This is a genomic window from Novosphingobium sp. EMRT-2 (assembly GCF_005145025.1).
Taxonomy (GTDB): domain Bacteria; phylum Pseudomonadota; class Alphaproteobacteria; order Sphingomonadales; family Sphingomonadaceae; genus Novosphingobium.
On record NZ_CP039695.1, the window covers coordinates 1,715,917 to 1,736,721 of the forward strand.

General features: G+C 63.5%; 20 protein-coding genes. 9 read left to right on the plus strand and 11 right to left on the minus strand.

Translation table 11 applies throughout. From position 1 onward, the window contains the following. The 6 genes from FA702_RS08455 to kdsA form a co-directional block, all read right to left on the minus strand. Positions 1–1,632: a DUF4214 domain-containing protein gene (locus FA702_RS08455; RefSeq protein ID WP_168196031.1), complete on the minus strand. Its 1,632-nt coding sequence runs from the start codon at positions 1,630–1,632 to the stop codon at positions 1–3. After that, the gene (locus FA702_RS08460) at positions 1,622–3,454 is read right to left on the minus strand and encodes a hypothetical protein (RefSeq protein WP_136955788.1); all 1,833 of its coding nucleotides are present in this window, start codon (positions 3,452–3,454) and stop codon (positions 1,622–1,624) included. The genes FA702_RS08455 and FA702_RS08460 overlap by 11 nt, the downstream gene beginning before the upstream one ends. A gap of 93 nt (positions 3,455–3,547) precedes the next feature. Further along, positions 3,548–4,201: an ABC transporter ATP-binding protein gene (locus FA702_RS08465; RefSeq protein ID WP_136955789.1), complete on the minus strand. Its 654-nt coding sequence runs from the start codon at positions 4,199–4,201 to the stop codon at positions 3,548–3,550. Beyond that, positions 4,198–5,007, minus strand: coding sequence for an ABC transporter permease (locus FA702_RS08470; protein WP_136955790.1), 810 nt, complete (start codon positions 5,005–5,007; stop codon positions 4,198–4,200). The genes FA702_RS08465 and FA702_RS08470 overlap by 4 nt, the downstream gene beginning before the upstream one ends. Further along, positions 5,007–6,116: a hypothetical protein gene (locus FA702_RS08475; RefSeq protein WP_136955791.1), complete on the minus strand. Its 1,110-nt coding sequence runs from the start codon at positions 6,114–6,116 to the stop codon at positions 5,007–5,009. Before FA702_RS08475 ends, FA702_RS08470 begins: the two co-directional genes overlap by 1 nt. A gap of 183 nt (positions 6,117–6,299) precedes the next feature. Next, positions 6,300–7,136 (minus strand): 3-deoxy-8-phosphooctulonate synthase, encoded by an 837-nt coding sequence (gene kdsA / locus FA702_RS08480; protein ID WP_136957314.1) that lies wholly within the window; start codon positions 7,134–7,136, stop codon positions 6,300–6,302. A 206-nt stretch (positions 7,137–7,342) separates the two neighbouring features. Here kdsA and FA702_RS08485 point away from each other — a divergent pair, with 206 nt between their 5' ends. Genes FA702_RS08485 through FA702_RS08505 form a run of 5 tightly spaced genes read left to right on the plus strand, consistent with a single transcriptional unit; the run spans position 7,343 to position 12,629 of the window. Beyond that, positions 7,343–8,329, plus strand: a complete 987-nt coding sequence (locus FA702_RS08485; RefSeq protein ID WP_136955792.1) for an SIS domain-containing protein — start codon at positions 7,343–7,345, stop codon at positions 8,327–8,329. Next, the gene (kdsB, locus tag FA702_RS08490) at positions 8,322–9,164 is read left to right on the plus strand and encodes a 3-deoxy-manno-octulosonate cytidylyltransferase (protein ID WP_136955793.1); all 843 of its coding nucleotides are present in this window, start codon (positions 8,322–8,324) and stop codon (positions 9,162–9,164) included. The genes FA702_RS08485 and kdsB overlap by 8 nt, the downstream gene beginning before the upstream one ends. 8 nt (positions 9,165–9,172) lie before the next feature. Next, the gene (locus tag FA702_RS08495; protein ID WP_136955794.1) at positions 9,173–9,787 is read left to right on the plus strand and encodes a histidine phosphatase family protein; all 615 of its coding nucleotides are present in this window, start codon (positions 9,173–9,175) and stop codon (positions 9,785–9,787) included. After that, positions 9,784–11,412: a beta-3-deoxy-D-manno-oct-2-ulosonic acid transferase gene (locus tag FA702_RS08500; RefSeq protein ID WP_136955795.1), complete on the plus strand. Its 1,629-nt coding sequence runs from the start codon at positions 9,784–9,786 to the stop codon at positions 11,410–11,412. The genes FA702_RS08495 and FA702_RS08500 overlap by 4 nt, the downstream gene beginning before the upstream one ends. Beyond that, the gene (locus FA702_RS08505) at positions 11,409–12,629 is read left to right on the plus strand and encodes a glycosyltransferase (RefSeq protein ID WP_136955796.1); all 1,221 of its coding nucleotides are present in this window, start codon (positions 11,409–11,411) and stop codon (positions 12,627–12,629) included. The genes FA702_RS08500 and FA702_RS08505 overlap by 4 nt, the downstream gene beginning before the upstream one ends. Before the next feature lie 3 nt (positions 12,630–12,632). On the opposite strand, the gene FA702_RS08510 is transcribed toward FA702_RS08505, so the two are convergent. Then, entirely contained in the window at positions 12,633–13,181 is a 549-nt protein-coding gene (locus FA702_RS08510; protein WP_255504772.1) for a sterol desaturase family protein, read from the minus strand. A gap of 334 nt (positions 13,182–13,515) precedes the next feature. Here FA702_RS08510 and FA702_RS08515 point away from each other — a divergent pair, with 334 nt between their 5' ends. Then, a complete protein-coding gene (locus tag FA702_RS08515; protein ID WP_255504773.1) occupies positions 13,516–14,262 on the plus strand; it encodes an SDR family oxidoreductase in 747 nt (248 codons plus the stop codon). On the opposite strand, the gene FA702_RS08520 is transcribed toward FA702_RS08515, so the two are convergent. Then, positions 14,243–15,727: a sulfatase-like hydrolase/transferase gene (locus FA702_RS08520; protein ID WP_370385507.1), complete on the minus strand. Its 1,485-nt coding sequence runs from the start codon at positions 15,725–15,727 to the stop codon at positions 14,243–14,245. The two genes, FA702_RS08515 and FA702_RS08520, sit on opposite strands and share 20 nt — an antisense overlap. Positions 15,728–15,919: 192 nt before the next feature. Here FA702_RS08520 and FA702_RS08525 point away from each other — a divergent pair, with 192 nt between their 5' ends. Continuing rightward, complete coding sequence (locus FA702_RS08525; RefSeq protein WP_136955800.1) at positions 15,920–17,161, plus strand: capsule biosynthesis protein; 1,242 nt, start codon at positions 15,920–15,922, stop codon at positions 17,159–17,161. Between the two features lie 16 nt (positions 17,162–17,177). On the opposite strand, the gene FA702_RS08530 is transcribed toward FA702_RS08525, so the two are convergent. From FA702_RS08530 to FA702_RS08540, 3 genes are read right to left on the minus strand one after another with little or no spacing between them, the layout of a single operon-like run. Next, positions 17,178–17,759 carry an LptA/OstA family protein gene (locus FA702_RS08530; protein WP_136955801.1) on the minus strand — a complete coding sequence of 194 codons (582 nt, stop codon included), beginning with the start codon at positions 17,757–17,759 and terminating at the stop codon, positions 17,178–17,180. Between the two features lie 14 nt (positions 17,760–17,773). Further along, complete coding sequence (locus tag FA702_RS08535; RefSeq protein ID WP_136955802.1) at positions 17,774–18,418, minus strand: LPS export ABC transporter periplasmic protein LptC; 645 nt, start codon at positions 18,416–18,418, stop codon at positions 17,774–17,776. A 10-nt stretch (positions 18,419–18,428) separates the two neighbouring features. Then, on the minus strand, positions 18,429–19,046 hold the full coding sequence (locus FA702_RS08540) for a ribonuclease D (RefSeq protein WP_136955803.1): 618 nt from the start codon (positions 19,044–19,046) through the stop codon (positions 18,429–18,431). Between the two features lie 111 nt (positions 19,047–19,157). Between FA702_RS08540 and ung the strand changes: the two genes are divergently transcribed. After that, complete coding sequence (gene ung / locus FA702_RS08545; RefSeq protein WP_136955804.1) at positions 19,158–19,838, plus strand: uracil-DNA glycosylase; 681 nt, start codon at positions 19,158–19,160, stop codon at positions 19,836–19,838. A 112-nt stretch (positions 19,839–19,950) separates the two neighbouring features. Continuing rightward, positions 19,951–20,757, plus strand: coding sequence for a cystatin domain-containing protein (locus tag FA702_RS08550; RefSeq protein ID WP_136955805.1), 807 nt, complete (start codon positions 19,951–19,953; stop codon positions 20,755–20,757). Positions 20,758–20,805 lie beyond the last annotated feature (48 nt).

A 20,805-nucleotide genomic window follows, 5' to 3' on the forward strand; every position in this document is an offset into this window, starting at 1 on the left:
TCACTTAAGGCCCAGTTCCTTGAGCTCGCTTTCAATTAAATCAATGACTTGCGAAACCGTTCGTTGAGCGGAACAATCACCCAGCAGATTAGGCACGATAGCATCCCCAGCAGCCGGTTGCACTGTTCCGCCCTTGCCCTTTTCAGGCGTTGGCAGAGCAGATGATGCGCTCGCGGCAGTTGCGCGCGCGGCGGCGACGCGCTCCTCGATGAGTTGTTCGATCTCTTCCAATTTTTCCTGCGCGCCACGCCACATCTGCTTGATTTCGCATTCCAGCGTAGCGACGCGCCCTGCCTGCCAAGCATGACGCCACCCGGGCAAACGCCGGCATAATAGTCGTTCGAGAACGTAATTTGCGCGGCTTTGGCGGCGGTTTGCGTTCCAGATCGCTCTTAGCGACGACCCCGTCACGGTTGCGGCCTGGCGGGACTCGGCTGACCTGGCAAGGTCCAGCAAAACGATCCCGCGAGAAGCGCCGGCATCAAGCTTTGCGAGATAGTATTCCAGTCCACCCGTATCCGCGCCGCGATTCAGTAATAAATCATAGGCAGACATCAGAAAGTTGCGGTTGCCTGCGCCGCGAACGGCCGAGCCATCGTACAATCGCCTAGCCGCTTCTTCGGACCGCGCCAAATCGAGCAGCAATTCTCTCCGCGTCATGCGGACGCGCAACTTAAGTCTATAGTGCTCTCTGCCATCCGCATCGACCGGACGCCCCAATACCCAGCGGAAAGCGGCTGCAATAAATGTTTCATCTGTCCAGATACTGCCCGCGGCCACTTCGAACGCAATTGAAACGCCGTCGCCCATGGCGGGCTCAGCATAGGAAGCAAGCCAAACAACCGCCTCATCAACTGACTGAGGTCGAATGTCGATATCAAACGGAGTGTCGAGGAGGAGACCAATCGCCGTGCGCGCATGGGCATTTCCATGCCCCCCGGCTTGCCGAATGACCTCTGTTAGCACGGCAATTTGCGATATGAACTGCTTGGAGCGGGTGGCCTCATGCATCGTCGCAACTTGCCCTTGCAAGCGCGCTTCCTGCGCATTTTCACGCAGCATGGCTTCGCGCGCACGTGCATTCCGCTTCAAGGCAGCAACCTCGGCTTGTGCTGCGTCGTGAGCCGCTACTGCCCTGTCGAGATCAACCCGCGCCCGCTCCGCAAAGCTATGTGCCTGCTCCCGAACTTGCTGACACATCTCGCCAAGTTCGCCTAGTCGCGCCTCCGCATCGGCCAGCCTCTCTTTAAGATTGGACTCCGCCTGACGGTGCCTTGCAAACAGCGCTTCAACCTGGCTTTGATGAACCAGCTTGAGTCGCTCGATTTCGCGTTCAAGACGGGTGCGCTCCTCACGGATCACCTCCAGTTCCTGTTGCTGTCGTGTGGCGTCTTGCGCTATCTGGTTGCGCTCCCCACGCACCAGCGCGATTTGAGCGGACAACTCCCCTGCGCTAGCCAGAGCTCCGTCAATCACAGCCTCCAGACGAGCCTCAATCCGCGATAGTTCCCCTTCGCGCATCGTCAGAATGCCTTGTAGCTCCGACATCTCCTCTTTAAGGCGCTCGTCAAATGCCCGCCCAAGTCGGCTGATCGCCCGCGCATCGACCGTTCCACCACTCTCATCTGCCATCGCTGTCACGCTCTTCAGTGCTTGGAATTTCGATCGGTAAGCTTCCGAATCCCCATAGGCGCAACGGAAAGTCATCGCCAGACCCGTTGTCCGACCGCGCCGAAACCTCGATGCCGTGAATGATAAAGCCTAAAACGCGCTCATCGTCACCGAGATTCAGTTCCCTCGGTGACGCCGCATGGCTACACTGAACATGGAACCGGCAATTGGCAAGGACCGGCACAACCGCAGAAAATTGCAAGCGGTAGTAGGGCTGATCGCCCATCCGATGAACTATTGAAGAACAAGGCCTTTCATTAACATATAGTAGAAAAGCTGGCATTTCATGCAAAATGCCTCGAAAAAAGGAAAAGTTTATCGCCCCCTCGATCCTTAACTGAATTCCCGAATCAGCACTAATTGGTATTTCAATCGTCCCCTGCTCCCCTTCGGACCAGGCCCCGTCTTCCTCGACGGCACAAAAGCCGCTAACCAGGGGCAGATCGGCAAGACAGTTTTGAGGATCCCAGCGCCAAGTTCCTCCATCAACGAGCGGACCTGGAACAAAATTCAGCGCGATATCAGATCGGCGTGCCTCGGCAATCGCCCGTTCGCGGCAGCCTGCAGAAGCCCCTGATAGGATATTCGCCAACCCGTCCAACTGCGCACCCGTGGCCTGCGCCGCAGGAACGACGAACTTCTCCATCGGGGAAAAAGGGTTGTCACCATTCAGGGCAGAGAAGGACCATCCCTCCAACGTGCCACGAACAAAATTGTCTCCAAGATAGAAAGCTTCGTTCCGCGGTGCGATTCCATCACCGGTGCCGTCCATTATCTGCAACCAGAAGTCAGGCTCGAAGAGGCGATGGTCCAGCATTATCTGGGACGGGTTATCCAAACCCCTGACTGAAAATTTTTCGCACGGGTCTGCCAACAGGAAGCGCACATCGTGGCCGAAGGCCCTCGCCTCCACACCAATGGATGAAGACAGTGTCACCATCGGCCCAAATGACCCTCCCGACATGACGAGAGGATAACTGTTGCCCGAAACAGCGATCACGGTCTTCCCAAGACGCGAACGGAGAAGTTCGATAACATCGTTCCGCCATTCCGCCTGAGGGTGGCGCACGAAGGCCACTTCGGTGTAATTGCGCAACAGATCGTCAAGCGCTTCGACATAGTCCTCCCAACCCGCGAAAACGCCGCTGGTGATTAATGAGGCGTCCCGGGCGGTTTGACCGAACAGCACCGGACAACCTTCCGGCAATCGGGCTTGCACCGGATCCAGCCGGGCGAAGCGCGCCGCGAAGCGCGCCACCTGCCGATTTATCTCTTTGGGATTGCAGGCTATCGCTTCCAGCGAAGCGACAGCCGCCCCCGCGTTGGAGTAGACTCCAAAAGGCAAATCTCTAAGAAATCGAAGCGGGTGGTTATGGAACGACAGGTAGTCGAACCCACGCATGGCCAGCCCACGGCGCATGACCGGCGGAATCTCAAAACCCAGGATTAAGCTGTCGCGATCGATCGTGTCATACAGTTCGGCAAAACAATGCTCGGGAACATCGCCGTCAAAACTGCTCGCCCAAGCCATTTCGGGATTGGCAACATATTGCCCGAACAGCGCATTATCACCGAGCTGCCGGGCAAAGATCTCTCTGCGCGCAGAGGGCATCACCTGCCGCAACGCGCCCGCTCGGCCCCCTACAGCGGGAGCGAGAAGATGTGAAAGCCAGGCGACATTGCCCGCTTGAACGACAGCGATCCGCTCACCCGCTCCTGCCGTGCAGCGGAACCAGTCACCAACGACCGTGCAGGAGGAGTACCTTCTCGCCATGACTGCCACCGTATTCCCGTGTCAGAGACGGATGCCATTGCATCGTCCGTCCGAAAACCGGATCGCTCCGAAATCCATGCGAGCACCTTTCACCGTCCGTCTTCAGCCAAATTTCATTTTGTAGTATTCAAATGCCTCATCTGCATTTTCAAAATCTATGATACGTCCGCCGTCTATTACCGCTATCCGATCACAATGCTCTCTAATAAAATACTCATTATGGGAGACAATTATCATAGTCCTATCAGATCGTTTTTCGAACAACTCCACATGGCATTTTCGCTGGAATCGATCGTCCCCAACCGCGATAACTTCGTCGATCAAGAAGCAGTCAAATTCGATAACCATGGAAATAGCGAATGCCAACCTGGCACGCATACCCGCGGAATAGGTGCGGAGCGGTTCGTATATGTATTCGCCCAACTCGGCGAATTCCTGAACATAGTCCAATTTCCCTTCCGCACTGACCCCATATATGCGGCAAATGAAGCGCAGATTGTCTATGCCGGTAAGCGCAATCTGAAATGCACCACCAAAAGCCAGCGGCCACGAAACCGACATTTGCCGGGTAACTGTCCCGCTATCCGGCAGTTCCGCTCCCGAAATGACGCGTATCAGCGTCGATTTGCCCGCTCCATTTCGTCCAAGAAAGCCTACCCGCTCTCCCTTGTCGATCCGAAAACTTATATCGGAGAGAACATGCTTGCGCCCAATACGCGTATGATAGGATTTTGAAACATTTTCGAGGAGGATCATTCTGGGATGACCTTCAAACTAATCCGCTTGGTCTGAATAAGCCCAAGAAGCGTCATCACAAAGTTCACCTTTGCCATATACCAAAGATCATAGTGAGCGTGCATTTGCGAGCCAAAAAAACCGGCACGTATGCATTCGGTAGCATGAACCATTGGGAGATATAGCACCAGTCTTTGCGCCTCGACTGGTAGAGCATCGACCAGAAATGCCGCACCCGACAAGGGGAACAACAGATAAGACCCCGGATGCCATAACTTTTCAAAGGTTTCGTACTCTTCGGAGTACGAAGCCAGTACAATCGCTAACGCGGTGCCGAACCAGGCGAGCATAAGCCAGCCTGAAATGACAAGCATCATATCTTCTGGTACGGAAATCCAATTCACCGACATGAATGCGATCGACAGGATCACAAACGACATCGTCGCGCCCGCAGCTTCCAGCAAAAGGCGCGACAGGTAAATATCGACGATCCGCACATTGCGATGATACATCAATGCAAGATTTGGCTGCACGGCGCCGACACACCGATTGGGCATGTTCCGCCATAGGAGTACGCTGGAGTAGCCGGTTAAAGCAAATGCTGTGATCGGAATGCTGGATCCGTGGACAGCTTTTAGCGCAGTCCACAACGCAGTAACCCCCAAGGTGAACAGCATTGGTTCTATGAACAGCCACAAAAAGCCAAGGTTGTGCCGCCCATACCGTGTCAGCACCTCGCGCATCAGCAACGCACCGATAACGCGCCGCTGGATTGCCCACGATTCCAGCAGCGAACCGGCTGAATTCAGGACGTAGCGGACGGGCATCAGTTTCGATGCTCGCGGATGCCCGCCAGAAGCATTGAAGCAACACCCCATATAATCATGCTGAGCATGAACGTGGTGAGCATGCTACGAAACCGAGACGGTTCGAGAGCTTCATCGGGAAGGTTGGGCTCGGCAATTCGCTCGACGTAAGCCTGTTTGCGACGAGCTTCGTTCTGCGCTTCCTGCAAGGAAGCCATGGCTGCAGCGAGTTGCCGATCCGCAAACTGACTTTCCAATATCAACCGTTGATATTGCGCAGCCGATGCCGCGAGCGATTTCTGGTCCCCCGCGATCAAGCCGGATTGGCGTCCAATCTCCTCCTCCAGCCCCGCAATACGCGTTACGAGCACCGGAACCTGGGGACTCTGAGGAGCATACTCACGTAATTCGCGCAACTGCGTTTTCGTTGCAATCAGCTCATCCTGAAGCTTGGAAATCATCTGCAGTTGAATGACCGCCTGCTTGTCCGGATCGACCAACCCCTTTGCGTTCCTAAAGGCAGAAAGCGCCAAAGCCGCGTCACGCGCCTGGTTCTTCGCGATCTCAACTTCAGCATTGGCAAACTGGATCAAGTCCTGGCGGCCACGACTGTTGAGGCGGTTGACCGTAACCTCAGCCATACGTAGCAACTGCTCGTTAAACTTGCGAGCATCGCCTGGCTGGTAGGCGCGCACCGTCAAAGTCGTGATTGACGAACCCGCATCGTACTCAACACCAACGCGAGACTTGTAATATTTAAAAAGTGCCTCGAATGTGCCATTCCATCCAAGCGGGTCAAAACGGTTGAACACCGAGATAGTCGGTCGCGAATAAGCGCGTCGAAACTGCCCATCGCGATCGAGCTCGCGCAGCGCATCGCGGGAGTCGAGAAACCCTTGGGCAACATGGATCTCGTCGCCAGCATTAGAGAAACCTGCGCCCTTTAGCAAAAGTCCAATAGCACTTGGAGAGGATTTTTCCGGACTTCGCACAACGAACTTCGATTCGGATATAAATACATCCGAAGCAAACACCCCGTAATACAGTATAGCCGCTACGGTTGGGATCAGTACAAATATTATAAAAAGCGGATCCAACCTATTGACCACGCGCCTTAATAGATGCAGCATATCAAGGAATTTACCTTATTTTACAAGAGGCACGCTAGGCATAGAGTCCATCAAACCGGGCGATTAATGCCCCGCCCGATATGGTTTTGCAAGTCCATCAACGCATGCGAGCTGTTTTGAGGCGACGAGCCGTGACGCCGCCTTCTCCTACCCAGGGGCATATCTGCCATCACCCCTATCCGATCATTCAGATTCCCCCTTCACCACCTCATCGATCGCCAGCAGCTGCCGCATCAGCGGCTCGAACGCGTCGAGCGGCAGGGCGTTGGGGCCATCCGACAGGGCCTGGTCCGGATCGGGGTGCGTTTCCATGAACAGACCGGAAATGCCCGCCGCCACGGCCGCGCGGGCGAGCAGGGGGACGAATTCGCGCTGCCCGCCCGATCGTTCGCCAAGGCCGCCCGGCTGCTGGACCGAATGGGTGGCGTCGAACACCACCGGGCAGCCGGTTTCCGCCATGATGGCGAGGCCACGCATGTCGGACACCAGCGTGTTGTAGCCGAACGAGGTGCCCCGGTCGCATAGCAGGAAGGCATCGGTCTCGTGCCCCGCCGCGCGCGCGGCGTTGCGGGCCTTGGCCACAACCTGGCGCATGTCGCCCGGCGCCATGAACTGGGCCTTCTTGATGTTCACCGGCTTGCCCGAAGCGGCGACGGCGGCGATGAAATCGGTCTGCCGCGCGAGGAACGCCGGCGTCTGGAGCACGTCCACCGCCTGCGCCACGGCCGCGACCTGGCCAGCTTCGTGGACGTCGGTCAGGACGGGCAGCCCGGTCCGTTCGCGGACCTTTTCCAGAATGCGCAGGCCTGCATCCATGCCGAGCCCGCGAAACGACTGGTCCGAAGTGCGGTTCGCCTTGTCGAAGGAGCTCTTGAAAATCAAGAACAGGTCCAGCTTGTCGGCGGTGGCGGCCAGGCGTTCGGCGACGCTCAGGGTAAGATGTTCGTTTTCGATCACGCAGGGGCCGGCGATTGCAAAAAGCTTCGAATCAGCACCAATGTCGCGTTCGCAAAGCCGCATGAGGAATTCCGCCACCTTTCGCCACCCGGGCGAGACCACCCGATTCAGATACGAATAAACTTGATTTCAACGATCTGGCCCTCATGGATAAGCAAGGCCATTTTGGCAATTTCTCTTGTTACAAATATCTGAAATACATGCAAAACGCCCGCTCCGCACGGCACCTAGCAAGGCCTTGAGCGAACAGTGTAGAGAACAAGGTGGAAATGAAGATCGAGAATTTCCGGCCGGTTTACACGGCTTCCGCATTGAAAACGCTGGAGATCGAGCTTCAGGCGCTGAAGACCCTGAAAGGCGTGCTGCAGACGCAGCGATTCGGGCACTCGCTCGACATGGCGATCGATGCCATGGTGCAAACCAAGGGCCGCGTCATCGTCAGCGGCATGGGCAAGAGCGGGCATATCGGCCGCAAGATCGCCGCGACGCTGCGCTCGACCGGCACCTCATCGGTGTTCCTCCACCCGGGCGAAGCCAGCCACGGCGATCTGGGCGTCATCACGCAAGGCGATGTCGTACTGGCCATCACCTGGTCGGGCGAAACCGCCGAACTGCGGGACATCTTCGATTATTGCCACCGCCTGGGCTCCAAGCTGATCGTGGCGACGGCGCATCCCGACAGTTCGGCGGCGCGGGCCGCGGACATATGCCTGGAACTGCCGCAGGTGCGCGAAGCCTGCCCCAACGATCTCGCCCCCACCTCGTCCACCACGCTGCAGCTTGTGCTGGGCGATGTGCTGGCGGTGGCGCTGATCGAAGCGCGCGGCTTCACCCCTTCCGACTTCCGGGTGTTCCACCCAGGCGGCCGACTGGGTGCGCAGCTTTCCACCGTGGCGCACGTCATGGGCACCGGTAGCGCTATCCCCAAGGTCACCCGGCACGCGACGCTGTCGGGCGCCACGCTGGAAATGAGCCGCAAGCGCTATGGCGCGACGGCGGTCGTCGACGATGCCGAGCGGCTGATCGGCGTCTTCACCGATGGCGACCTGCGCCGCTGCATCGCGGTACATGACCTGAACGACGCGATCGGCCTGCACATGTCGCCCAATCCGGTGACGGTATCGCCCGACATGCTCTGCTCCGACGCCCTGCGCATCCTCAACGAAAACGCGGTGTCCGTGCTGTTCGTGATCGAAGGCGAACGGCTGGTGGGCGTGGTCCACATGCACGATATCGTCAGGGCCGGCATTGCCTGACACTTTACCTGATTCCGGGCCAGTTTCCGGGCCGGACATCATCGTTATTCCGGCCCGTTTCGGGTCCACCCGCCTGCCCGGCAAGCCGTTGCTGCCCATCGCCGGGCGAACGTTGCTGGACCGGGTGGTGGCCATCGCGCGCACGGCGGCGGCTCAGGCCGGCGATTGCGAGGTCGTGGTGGCGACCGATGACGAGCGGATCGCCGCGCACGGCCGCCAACTGGGCGTCGATGTCGCCATGACCTCGGCCGATCTCGATTCCGGCTCCGTCCGCGCCTTTGCGGCGGCGTCCACGCGCGCGGCCCCGCCCGCGTTCGTCGTCAATCTTCAGGGAGACGCCCCGTTCACGCCAGCCGCGATCGTGGCCGGGCTGCTGGACGTCCTGCGCCGGCGGACAGCCGCAGTCGTGACGCCGGTGTTCCAGCTCGATTGGCCACGGCTGGATCGCCTGCGCGCGCACAAGCAGACGGCGCCTTTCAGCGGCACGACCTGCGTGCGGGCGCCCGATGGGCGGGCGCTGTGGTTTTCCAAGACCATTCTGCCCGCCCTGCGCGGGGAAGACGGTTTGCGGGCACAACCGCTTTCTCCGGTCTGGCAACATCTCGGCCTTTACGGATATAGCTTTCCGGCCCTGGAATGGTTCGCATCGGCGCGGGCCAGCCAGTACGAGAAACTGGAAGGTCTGGAACAGTTGCGCTTCCTCGAACATGGATGGGCGATCGACACGATCGCCGTGGACGTCCCTCCGCATGTCCTTTCCGGAATCGACACGCCCGCAGACCTGACGCTGGCCGAAGAAGCCATCGCCCGGTTCGGCGATCCCTATCCCGCGTAAGCGCCCGCGTGTTCATCATCGTCCGCCACGGCAAAACCTTTGCCGCCGGGGAAGCGCCGCGCCGCATCGGCGCGCGCACCGATCTTCCGCTGACTGACGAAGGCGAACAGGAAGCCCGCCGGCTGGGCGACCACTTCGCCGAACTGGGCTGGCGTTTCGGCAAGGTACTGGTTTCACCCCTGCTCCGCGCCCAACGGACCGCAGCGCACATCCTTGCCGCGCAAGGCACGGCGATCACGGCCGAGGAGGCGGATTTCCTTGCCGAGATCGACCACGGACCGGACGAGAACCAGACCGAAGACGCCGTGCTGGCGCGGATCGGCAACGCCGCGTTGCGCGCCTGGGATCACGCCGCCGAACCGCCGCCCGGATGGATCGTGGACGCGCCCGCGCGGATCGGGGCCTGGGCGGATCTGTTCGCACGTACACCCGCAGATCGCGATGCCCCGGTGCTGCTGGTGACCAGCAACGGCGCGGCGCGCTTCGCGCTGCTGGCCGATCCGGCCCTCAGCAAGGCCGCCGAAGCGCTGCCGTCGCTCAAGCTGCCCACGGGCGGCTATGGCATGATCCGCCGCAACGCGGACGGACGGCTTGAAGTTCCCGTGTGGGGGCAGCGCCCTTGAGCGCGACCGCCCCCCAGTCCTTGCTACGCGCGCCACCGTTTCCGGGCCTTGATGCAGGAGTCACGATCGCCGGCATTGCCTCCGCGTCGCCGGAAAACAGCGATCCGGCGGCTCTGTTCGCGCGTATCCGCGCGGCGCGAGTCGGCGGCGCGTTCTGGGAAAGGCCCGCCGCGCTTTCGCGCCCTGCCTCGGTCGTCCTGCGCCCCCGCTCGCCCGGTGAAGCCGCAACGCTGGCCAGCGGTCTCAACCAGCAGGAAGCGGCAGAGGCACTGTGGATCACACCCGCTCGCGCGGATGCAGCCGATCCGTGGTCCGCGCTGGAAGGCGCGGGGACACTCGTCGCGCACGGCGATGACGAATGGGTCGCCCTGGCGTGCATCGCCGGCGTGCCGGTGCGCGTTCTCTCGCCCGGTCCCTTCGGCGCGCCGGGCGACGGGCAGGCGGCGCTGGAAGCGGCCGCCCTGCGCGCGCTGGCCACGCCGTGCTATCGCGATCCCTTCACCGGCGAAGCCACGACCCTTCTCGCGACGATTGCGACTCTGGCCGAATGGCGTCGGATCATCGACGGCAACCGGGCCATCGTCGCGGCCTGCGGCATGGCATGGTGGAAACGGGAGGAAATCCGCCGCTTCCTGTGGTGCCCCGGTCAACCGTTGCGAATCGTCTCGCGCCCCGCGCGGGCGCTGGATCTCGCGGCACGGCACGATGGCCAAGTGGCGATCTGGCCATCGCGCGTATCGCCCGCACTGCTGGCCGCGGCCGCAGACAAGGGCGTGCCTCTCGTGCGCGTGGAGGACGGGTTCGTCCGCTCGGTGGGCCTTGGTAGCAACCTCGTGCCGCCCTCCTCGATCGTGGTGGACCGCCAGGGCATCCATTTCGATCCTTCCGGCCCCAGCGACCTCGAAACGATTCTCGCCGCCACCCGCTTCGCGCCCGACCTGATCGACCGCGCGCGCACCTTGCGCGAAACGATCGTGGCCGCCGGGATCAGCAAGTATTCCACCGGCAGCGCCTCATCCGCCCCACCCCGCCAGCCCGGGCGGCGGCTGGTGCTGGTTCCCGCGCAGGTAGAAGACGACATGTCGGTGCTGGCCGGTGGCGGCGGGCTGCATTCCAACCTGGAACTGCTGCGCCGCGTCCGCGCGCTGGAGCCGGATGCCGAAATCTGGTTCCGGCCGCACCCCGATGTCGATGCCGGCCACCGCAAGGGCGCGGTGCCCGATGGAGAGGTGCTGCAACTGGCCGACCGCATCGTGCGCGAAGGCGGCATGGCCCCGCTGCTCGACGTGGTCGATGCCGTGCACGTGCTGACCTCGCTGACCGGGTTCGAGGCGCTGATGCGCGGGCGCGCGGTGACCTGCCATGGCATACCGTTCTACGCCGGCTGGGGGCTGACCCGAGATCTCGCCACGATACCCGACCGGCGCGGGCGCGCGCTGACCCTGGACGAACTCGTCGCCGGGGTGCTGATTCTCTACCCCCGCTATCTCGATCCGGTCACCGGCCTCCCCTGTCCGCCCGAAGTGCTGGTGCGCCGCATGGCGGAAAACCAAGCGCCCAACCGGCTGGGCTGGGTGGCGCCCTTGCGCCGCTGGCAGGGGCGGTTCATGGCGATGTGGCGATGACCGCCGTCATTCTCGACATCTCGCGCCTGATCTCGCGCGTGCGCCACAATACGCCGTCGGGCGTGGACCGGGTGGAGATGGCCTACGCGCGCGGCCTGATGAAGCGCTATGGCGACGGGCTGGCCTTCGCCGCCGTCCACCCCACCGGTCTCTATGGGCGATTGCGGCGGGCGCAGGCCATCGCCTACCTCGACGAACTCGAGCGGCGCTGGACGCAGGAAGCGGAAGACCCGGACCAGCGCCCGCACCAGCGATCGCTGCCGTCCGTCCTGCCACAGATGGCGGCGTTGTGGCCGCAACGGCCCCCTGCTCCGACCGGCCCGGTGCCCCCGGTCTATGTCCAGGTCTCGCCCCATCACCTCACCCGCCAGGCGCTGGTGCGCCGCATCCTGCAACGGGAACGGGCGCGGTTCATGTGCATGGTGCACGATCTAATTCCGATAGAATTTCCTGAATATGCGCGGCCTTCGGGCGCGGCGCTGCATCGGCAGCGCATGGAAACGGTGGTCGCCTGTGCCGATGCGGTAATCGTCAATTCGGCTGCCACCGGCCGATCGCTGCGCCCGTGGATCGAACGGAGCGGCCGGGCGATCGCCACGCATGTCGCCTTGCTGGGCACCGAAGACCTCACCGCCCCAGCCGCTCCAGCGACCTCGGCGGAGCGGCCCGCGTTTGTGTGCCTCGGCACGATCGAGCCGCGCAAGAATCACCTGCTGCTGCTGCACCTGTGGCGCCACCTGGCGGAAACGATGCCGGCGCCGGACGTGCCGCGCCTGGTGATCATCGGCCGCCGCGGCTGGGAAAACGAACAGGTGGTGGACCTGCTGGAGCGCTGCCCAGCGCTGAAGAGCCATGTCGAGGAAATCAACGGCTGTTCCGACCAGCGGATGGCCGCGCTGCTGGCAAGCGCCCGCGCGCTGCTCATGCCCTCGTTCGCCGAAGGATTCGGGATGCCCGTTGCCGAAGCGCTGTCGCTGGGCGTGCCGGCGATCTGCAGCGATCTTCCCGCCTTGCGCGAAGTGGGCGGAAACACCCCCGACTACCTCGATCCGCTGGACGGCCCCGGCTGGAAGGCGATGATCCTTGACCACGCCCGCTCCGGCCCGGCCCACGCCGCGCAGAAGGCACGGCTTGGGCAATGGCACAAGCCGCTGTGGAGCGAGCATATGGATATTGTCGAACAGGCGATCGCCGGCCTCCGCCAGCCGACAGCCTGAGCGTCAGTGCCTCGGCTTGGTCGAGGTAATCGCGGTTCCGAACAGGCGGTCCCACAGCGGCGTCGTGATCGCGTAGTTGCCATGTTCGCTGATGTGGTGGTGGCGCATGTGGTGTTGCTTGATTGCACGCGCCATGCGCCCGCGCATCGGCCACTGATGGCACGCGAAATGGGTGAAATCGTAAACCACGTAGCCCGAGATAAAGCCCAGGAACAGCCAGTCCCCACCCGGCCCCACCATCGAGACACAGGCATACCACACCGCCGCCGCAATCGGCACGCTCACGATTGGTGGCATCATGTTGCGCAACCGGTCATTGGGGCTCGCGTGATGATTGCCGTGCATGATGAAGGTGAAAGCCTGCAGCGGCTTCCACTTTAGCCGCAAGTGGAACAGGAAGCGATGCATGGCATATTCGAACAGCGTCCACAGCCACAGACCGCCCACGACCAGGCTGAACGCAGCAGCCACGCTGACGGTGCCCCAGCCCATCCAGACCAGGAAGGGGAGAAACATCCCCCAGATCGCGCCGAAAGCGACAGGGGAAACCACGGTCAGCTTTTCAAGCCACGCGTTCCGAAACAATCTGATCGGTTGCAGATGCGAACTCCGGGCTGTCATAACCTTGACTCTGGACAGGACAGGCCGCCAAGTGTCAAGAGTCTAAAGTCCCCAAAATAGGCGAATGCACCCCTCCAGACGACAGGATGCCCAAACCGCCATCCCACTGAAAATGCGGTATTGGCGCGTGTGCAGTGCAGTAGAAATTGCATAAATCCACGGGTTCGCCCTTGGTTAGGACTCAGGATTACACGCCTATATGTTCAGCCCTATACGGTTTGATGGCAGTTTTGTTCCTGCCCCCCACACAGGCCGGGTTCTTGTCGTGGGAGCATCGGGCGAACTGGGTGGCGCCCTCGCGCGGCACTATGCCCGGGCCGGCGCCCAGCTATCGCTGTGGGGGCGCGACAGCGGCCGGCTCGATGCCCTCGCCGCAGCTTGCCTGGAGTTTGGCGCGGGCGCGGTGGCTACCCGATCCCTGGATCTATCCGATACCGATGGCGCGCTGGACGCCCTGTCGCGCGAAGAGGCCGACGAGCCGTTCAGCCTCGCCCTGTTCGCGGCGGGCTGTGGCGATGTCCGCACCAAAGGCGCCATGGTGGAAGATGCCGCGCAGGTGGCCCGTCTGGCGCAGGTCAACTTCCTGGCGCAAGCGGCCATGGCCGCCCGTTGCGCCCAGGCGATGGCCGCGCGCGGGCACGGCGCGATCGTCGTGATCGGGTCGGCCGCCGCCGATCACGCACTGCCTTTCGCTGCGGCCTATGCCGGATCGAAGGCGGGTTTGGCCCGCTTCACCGACGCGCTGCGCATCGGTGTGCGGCCGTACGGCGTATCCGTGACGCTCGTATCCCCCGGCTTCATCGACACGGCGGCAGCCCGGCGGGTCCCTGGTCCCAAGCCGCTGATTCTGCAGCCTGACAGAGCCGCCGCGCTGATCGCGAAAGCGGCGGCGCGCGGAAAAGCCCATGTAGTGCTGCCCTGGCCGTTCGGGCTGCTGCGGCTCTTCTCGGCGATCCTGCCGCGCTTCCTGCGCGATCGGTTGCTGCGCGCGCTTACGCCGCCGGGGGTGTAGCCAGAAGATCGTGGACCGCGTGATGGAGCTGCGCCGGAGTGAGGTCCACGCGCCGCCCCTCCCCCTCCACCACCGCGCCGGAGGCATCGAGGCGAACGACAACATACGGCGTGTGGCGTACCGGCCCCGGCGTGGTGACACCGGGGATGCTCGGGCGGTGATCGCCGAAGAAGACGAGGACCGAAGGCCGGCCAAGGTCAGCCAGCGCTTCGAGCAATGCCGCCAGCATCGCATCGCTGTTGCGTACAAGGCGCAGGTAAGAGGCAACGAGATCGCGCGGCCCCGATCCATCCTCCGGTGCCCAGGGGCCATGATTCTCGATCGTCACGGCGTAAAGCATCGTTGCTTCCGTTGCCTTTCGCGCCAGATCGCCAATCGTTCCGGCCATCGCCGCGTCGGTCACGTAGCGCCCCTCCCCTGCCGAGGGTTGCTCGAAATGCTCTTCGCCCACCATCTCCGCGAAGCCGGCGGCAGGCATGATGCGGTGCCGGTTGTAGAATCGCAGGTCGTGCGGGTGGAGAAACAGGCTGCGCCATCCTCGCCCGGCAAGCCGCGCGGGCAAGGCGTGCGACGCTTCGCCCACCGCGGTCAGGAACGGATCGTACCGGCGGAAGCCCAGTTCCTCCTCGTCGCGACCGAAGATCAGGCCATACTCGGTGCGCATGGTATAGGCGCCGAACCCGCTGACGTTGAGATCGCCCCATTGCCAGGCGACCGAACGGGCGCGGGCCAGGCCCGGCAATTCCAGCGCCGGATCGCCGAACAGGTCCACGGGATCGGCGAAGGATTCGCATTGCACGATCACCGCCAGCGGAGGTTCGACCGCCATCATTCCGACCGCCACCTCGGGGTGAGCACGCGGCGCGGGATCGACCGTCGCGCGCCAGCGCAGCCAATAGAGCAGCAAAGTCGCCAGCAAACCGTGGCGGCGCACGTCCCCGTCCAGATCGGGCTCCGGAGCAAGACCGCGCCACGGCGGAATTGCCATGACCCACCGCAACAACACCAGACTGCCCCCTAGCAACAGCGCGCCGGCCAGATGGGCACCGATGTCGCCGACGAATAGCCACGCGAACAGCGCCAGCAGCACCGGTCCGCTGGCGATCAGCACCCCCTTTTGCACCGGGCTCAACGCTGACAGATAGAACTGCGGATGGCGCAGCACAGCGCCGACAAGCACGAGGTCGGAGAACACCAGCGGTTCACCCAGCATGGTGTGCTTGGCGTTGGAAACGACCGTGAACAGCGCCACCAGCGCCAGCGTCAGGATCGCGGAGGCCAGCGGATTGCCGCAGATGCCAAGGAATAGCCCGAAGCCGCTGGCGACCAGCAGCATGTGCAGCACCATGCCGGCCGCGCTGCGCAAGGGCCAACGCGCATCGCCATCGCGCCGGGGGCGAACCAGCCCGTCCAGCACCAGCGACGCGGCGACAAGCCCCGAAAACAGCAGAAACGTGCCTGTCACAGCCCCTCGATAAAACATTCGCGCGGGCAGGGTGGCCGCAGCGTGGATGCCTTAGCCATCCCCGAAGGCAATGTCATGGGCGGCTCGTGCGCAAGTGGATGAAATTGATTGGTGGAAACCTGGACGTGGCTCATCGACGCTTCATGTGCTTCGCCCTAGGGACGTTTGGATGAGGTTCCGGAACACTTGCCGATGCCCGATGAAATAGTGCGTACCGGGGAACGGCGCCGGGTGCTGTTGCTGCAAGGCCTGATGGGTCCACTGTTCCGCCATCTGGGCCAGGGGCTGATTCGCGCCGGGCATACGGTTTACAAGGTCAATTTCAACGGCGGCGACCGGGCGTTCTGGCGCCTGCCCGGCGGCATCGACTATCGCGGCACCCTGCAGGACTGGCCCGCCGCGCTGGAAGCCATCCTGCGCGATCGGCGAATTACCGACGTGGTGCTGTTCGGCGATTGCCGCGATCACCACATGGCCGCCACGCGGGTCTGCCGGGCGCTGGAGGTGCCGGTCCATGTCTTCGAGGAAGGCTATATCCGGCCCGACTGGGTCACGCTGGAACTGGGCGGGGTCAATGGCCATTCCTCGCTCCCGCGCGACCCGCAATGGTATCGCGATAGCGCCGCCGCCTTGCCACCCGTCCCGCAGCACAGCCAGGTGCCATCCTCTTTCCGCCGCCGCGCGCTGGAAGGGCTGCTCTACAACGTCGCCGACGTGTTCACGCGCTGGCACTATTCCAACTGGAACAACCATCGTCCCTGGCCCCCGCTGGTGGAAGGCATGGGCTGGCTGCGCAAGCTGCGCGCGCGGAAATTGCGCGAGGCGCAGGCCGCCCGGTTGTTCGCGCGCATGGAAGCGTCGCCCGAGCCCTATTTCCTGTTCCCGCTCCAGCTTGACTCGGACGCGCAGATCCGGCTTCATTCGCCCTTCGCGGGCATTGCCGAGGCGCTGAACCTGATCATCGCCTCGTTTGCCCGGCACGCGCCGGCCGATACGCGGCTGGTCATCAAGGAGCACCCGCTCGACAACGGCGTGCGCGATTGGGAGCAGACCGCACACGACCTGGGCGAACGCTATGGCGTGGCCGCGCGGATCGATTATCTGGCGGCCGGAGACATCGTGGCCATCGCCCGTGGCGCACGGGGCATGGTGACGATCAACAGCACCAGCGGAACCTTCGCGCTGGCGATGGGCGTCCCCGTCGTCGCGCTGGGCCACGCGGTCTATGACATCCCGGACCTTACCGCGCGCGGCGGGCTGGACGCCTTCTGGCAGAACCCGGTACCGCCCGATCCGGAAACCTTCGCCGCGTTCCGGCGCGTGCTGATCGAACGCTGCCTGATCCCCGGGGGCTTCTTCTCGAAGGAAGCGCTCGACAAGGTCGTCCGGCACGCCATCGCGCGGTTCGAGGGAACGCCCCTTCCGCCCGAATAACCGGCGGGAAGACGCCCTACTGCTTGCTGTCGTTGCGCTTCGGCACCTTGAACGTGCCCGAAATGCGCCCGCCGCCGTTGCCGGAACCGTTGACGCCGGGAACGGAGGAACCGCCCGAACGGCCATCCACGCTGGACAGGCCGCTATCGAGGTCGATCACCAGCCGGCCGCCGTTAAGAGTGTCGGTGCCGCGCCGCAGCGCCACGTTGCCCACCATGGTGATGAGGCGGCGGTTCACGTCATAGACCGCCACATCCCCGCGCGCGGTTTCATCGCGCTGCGTCACCACCACGCCGCCGGTCGCGTCGATCCGCTGGATTTCGGTGTCGCCGCCCGTGTTGGTATAAGCCATGACCGTGCGGGCCGAGCGCATCCGCATGTCGTCCTGCGTGATATCGACGTTGCCCGTCAGAATCACCCGGTTCTGCTTGTCCTGCAGTTCGATGCGGTCCGCCGCGAAGTTGACCGGCGCGTCGCTGTTGACCCGCGAGGCGGCCTGCGCGGAAAGGGCCGCGACGACGGCGCCGGCCCCGGCGAAGCCCAGCAGGAACGCCCGGAAAGGCCGGGCGGAACGGATCGTTTCGCGAAGGGAAGTCATTTTCCGAGGTGCAGTCATGGCTTGCGCATCTTGCCCGGTTCCATGTGAAGACGTGCATGGCCGTCCAGCGTGACGGTATGCGCGGAGAGGTCGGCGAATATCCTGTCGGCAGAGAAGGTGCCAGCCGGAATGCGCCCTTCCGCCGGACCCTTGCTGCGCAGGTTCTTGGCCCGCACATCGAACACCACGTTGTTCGCGGTCATGCGATAGCCGTCCGACGTCTGGAAATTGACCGGCCCGGCCACGTCCACCTGTTCGCGGCTGAAATCGTAGTTGCCGGCATTGGCCGAAAGGATCGCCGGCCCGTCGTCCATCAGCATCCGCGCGGTCAGGTCGTTCATCACCACCACCGGAACCCGCGCCGAATGCTGGACGGCGGAACCAGCGGTGATCGAGAACGTGCGGCCATCGTCGTCGAGACCGCGATACATGGCGCTGGCCGCGCGCAGCCGGTCTTCCAGGATGGAAACCTTGTTGCGATCGAGCAGGAAGCTGATCTCGCCGCGCGGAGAAAGCGGCGTCAGCACCATGACCGCCGCCAGAACGCCGATCGCGGCCGGCAGCGCCATCGCCAGAAAGCGCACCAGACGGTCATGAAAGCCGCCCGGCGCCGCAAAATGCTGGCGGCGCGAGCGCATCTTCTCGGCTTGGACGGTCATCCCCGCAGCCTCATTCGTGACTGAAGATGTCCCGCTCGGCCCAGCCGGCCAGATCGAGGCGCGCGCGCACAGGCAGGAAATCGAAACAGGCCTGCGCCATCTCGGTCCGCTTCTCCCGCGCCAGCCGCTCGACCAGAATGGCGTGCATGGCGTGGAGATGGCGCACGTCGGACGCGGCATATTCCTGCTGTGCGTCGGACAGGACCGCCCCGCCCCAGTCGCTCGACTGCTGCTGCTTGGAAATCTCCTTGCCCAGCAGTTCGCGCACCAGATCCTTCAACCCGTGGCGGTCGGTATAAGTGCGGACCAGCTTGGATGCGATCTTGGTGCAGAACACCGGCGCGGCGGTCACGCCCAGATAGTGCTCTATTGCCGCCAGATCGAACCGGGCGAAGTGGAACAGCTTCAGCCGCGCGGGATCGGCCAGCACCGCCTTCAGGTTCGGCGCGGCATAATCGCTGCCCACCTTGAAGCGGACCAGATGCTCATCGCCCTGCCCGTCGGAAATCTGCACCACGCACAGCCGGTCACGCGGGGTGATGAGCCCCATCGTTTCGGTATCGACAGCGACGATGCCCGGCGCCAGCGCGCCTTCGGGCAGATCTTCTTCATGCAGGTAGACGGCCATGGACCCCGCCTACGATGAATGCCGGGAAACGGCAACCTTGGCTTTGCCCCTTCGCCTGGGCGCTGTCAGGCTTGTGCGGCCGTTTCGAGTTGCGTTAGGAACGCCTTACCTATGGCAACTCCCCTTCCCGATAGCTGGCAGCCGGCGCTGGCCCCTGTTCTCGCCACCCGCCCGCTGCGGGCGCTGGGCGGCTTCCTCAGCGCGGAAGAGGCCGCCGGAAAGGTGATCTTTCCGCCGCGCGGATCGCGGTTGCGCGCGCTGGAACTGACCCCGCTGGAGGACGTGAAAGTCGTTATTCTGGGGCAGGACCCCTATCACGGCCCCGGCCAGGCGCACGGCCTTTCGTTTTCGGTGCCGCAAGGGGTCAAGCCGCCACCCTCGCTGGTGAACATCTACAAGGAACTGGAATCCGATCTCGGCCTGCCGCGCCCGTCGCACGGCAATCTGGAAAATTGGGCGCGGCAGGGCGTGCTGCTGCTGAACAACGCGCTGACAGTGGAAGCCGGGCAGGCCGGATCGCACGCCGGCAAAGGCTGGGAGGATTTCACCGACGCGGCGGTGGCCGCCGTCGCGCAGCGCGACGTGCCAACCGTCTTCCTGCTGTGGGGCAGCCACGCGCAGAAGAAGGCGGCGCGGGTGCAGGGCCTTGCCAGCGGACCGCACCTCGTCCTGAAGGCGCCGCACCCCAGCCCGCTGTCGGCACATGCCGGCTTCTTCGGCTGCCGCCATTTCAGCCAGGCCAACGGTTTTCTCGAACAGCACGGCCGCGGCGCGATCGACTGGCGGCCCTGAACGCCGCGCCGGAGGCGCGCAATCGCCTCCGAAGCAGACGCAAATCCGGTTGCCGCGCCACCGGCGCACCGTCACTCTTCCCGTCCGCGCGATGCGGGAGGGAGCCTGAACCATGTCGAAAACACTGTCGCTGGCGCTGTATGGGGCGCTTGTCACACTTACGCCCATCGCCGCGCAGGCCACTCAACCCGGACCGGCGATTCCCGGCGGCTGGGCGCCGGCCGGCGTCAACGATCCGCAAGTGCGCCAGGCCGCCGAATTCGCCGCATCGCAATTGCCGGGCGGCGGCGCGGTCAGGAGCGTCGATTCGGCCAGCCAGCAAGTCGTCGCCGGCATGAACTACCGCATCGAGCTGACGCTGGCCGATGGCAGCCGCTGGGCCGTGACCGTTTACCGGATGCTATCCGGCCAGATGCGGCTGAGCGAATCGGCGCGGCTGGCCTCCGCCACGCCGCAGGCAGCCGGTAGCCTGCGCCTCGCCCGGAACGGGCTGCAGGTGCGCCGCGCCGGAGCCGCGCCCGCCGCCATCGCCTTCGGCGCATCCCGTGCACAAGTCATGGAAGCGCTGCGTTTTCGCGCCGCGCCGCAGACCGGCACCAACCGCGAATGCGGCGCAGGCCCCGTCGATTTCCTGCAATGGCAGGACGGCGTGAGCCTGCTGTTCCAGCATGACCGGTTCGGCGGCTGGTCCCTCAGCAAACCCAACGCCTCCACGAATACCAGCACGATCAGCACGACCGACGGCATCCGCATCGGCACGACTCTGGCGGAACTGCGCAAGAAGCGTGGCTTCCGGCTTCAGCGGACCACGCTGGGCCATGAATTCACCGTGGGCGCGATCAGCGGCATCGTGAGCGGCACTTCCGCCCGCGCGCGCGTGACGGACCTGTGGGCGGGCCTGTCCTGCACCTTCCGCTGACCCCAAGCCGAAACGGAAAAAGGGCGCCCCGTTAGGAGCGCCCTTCCT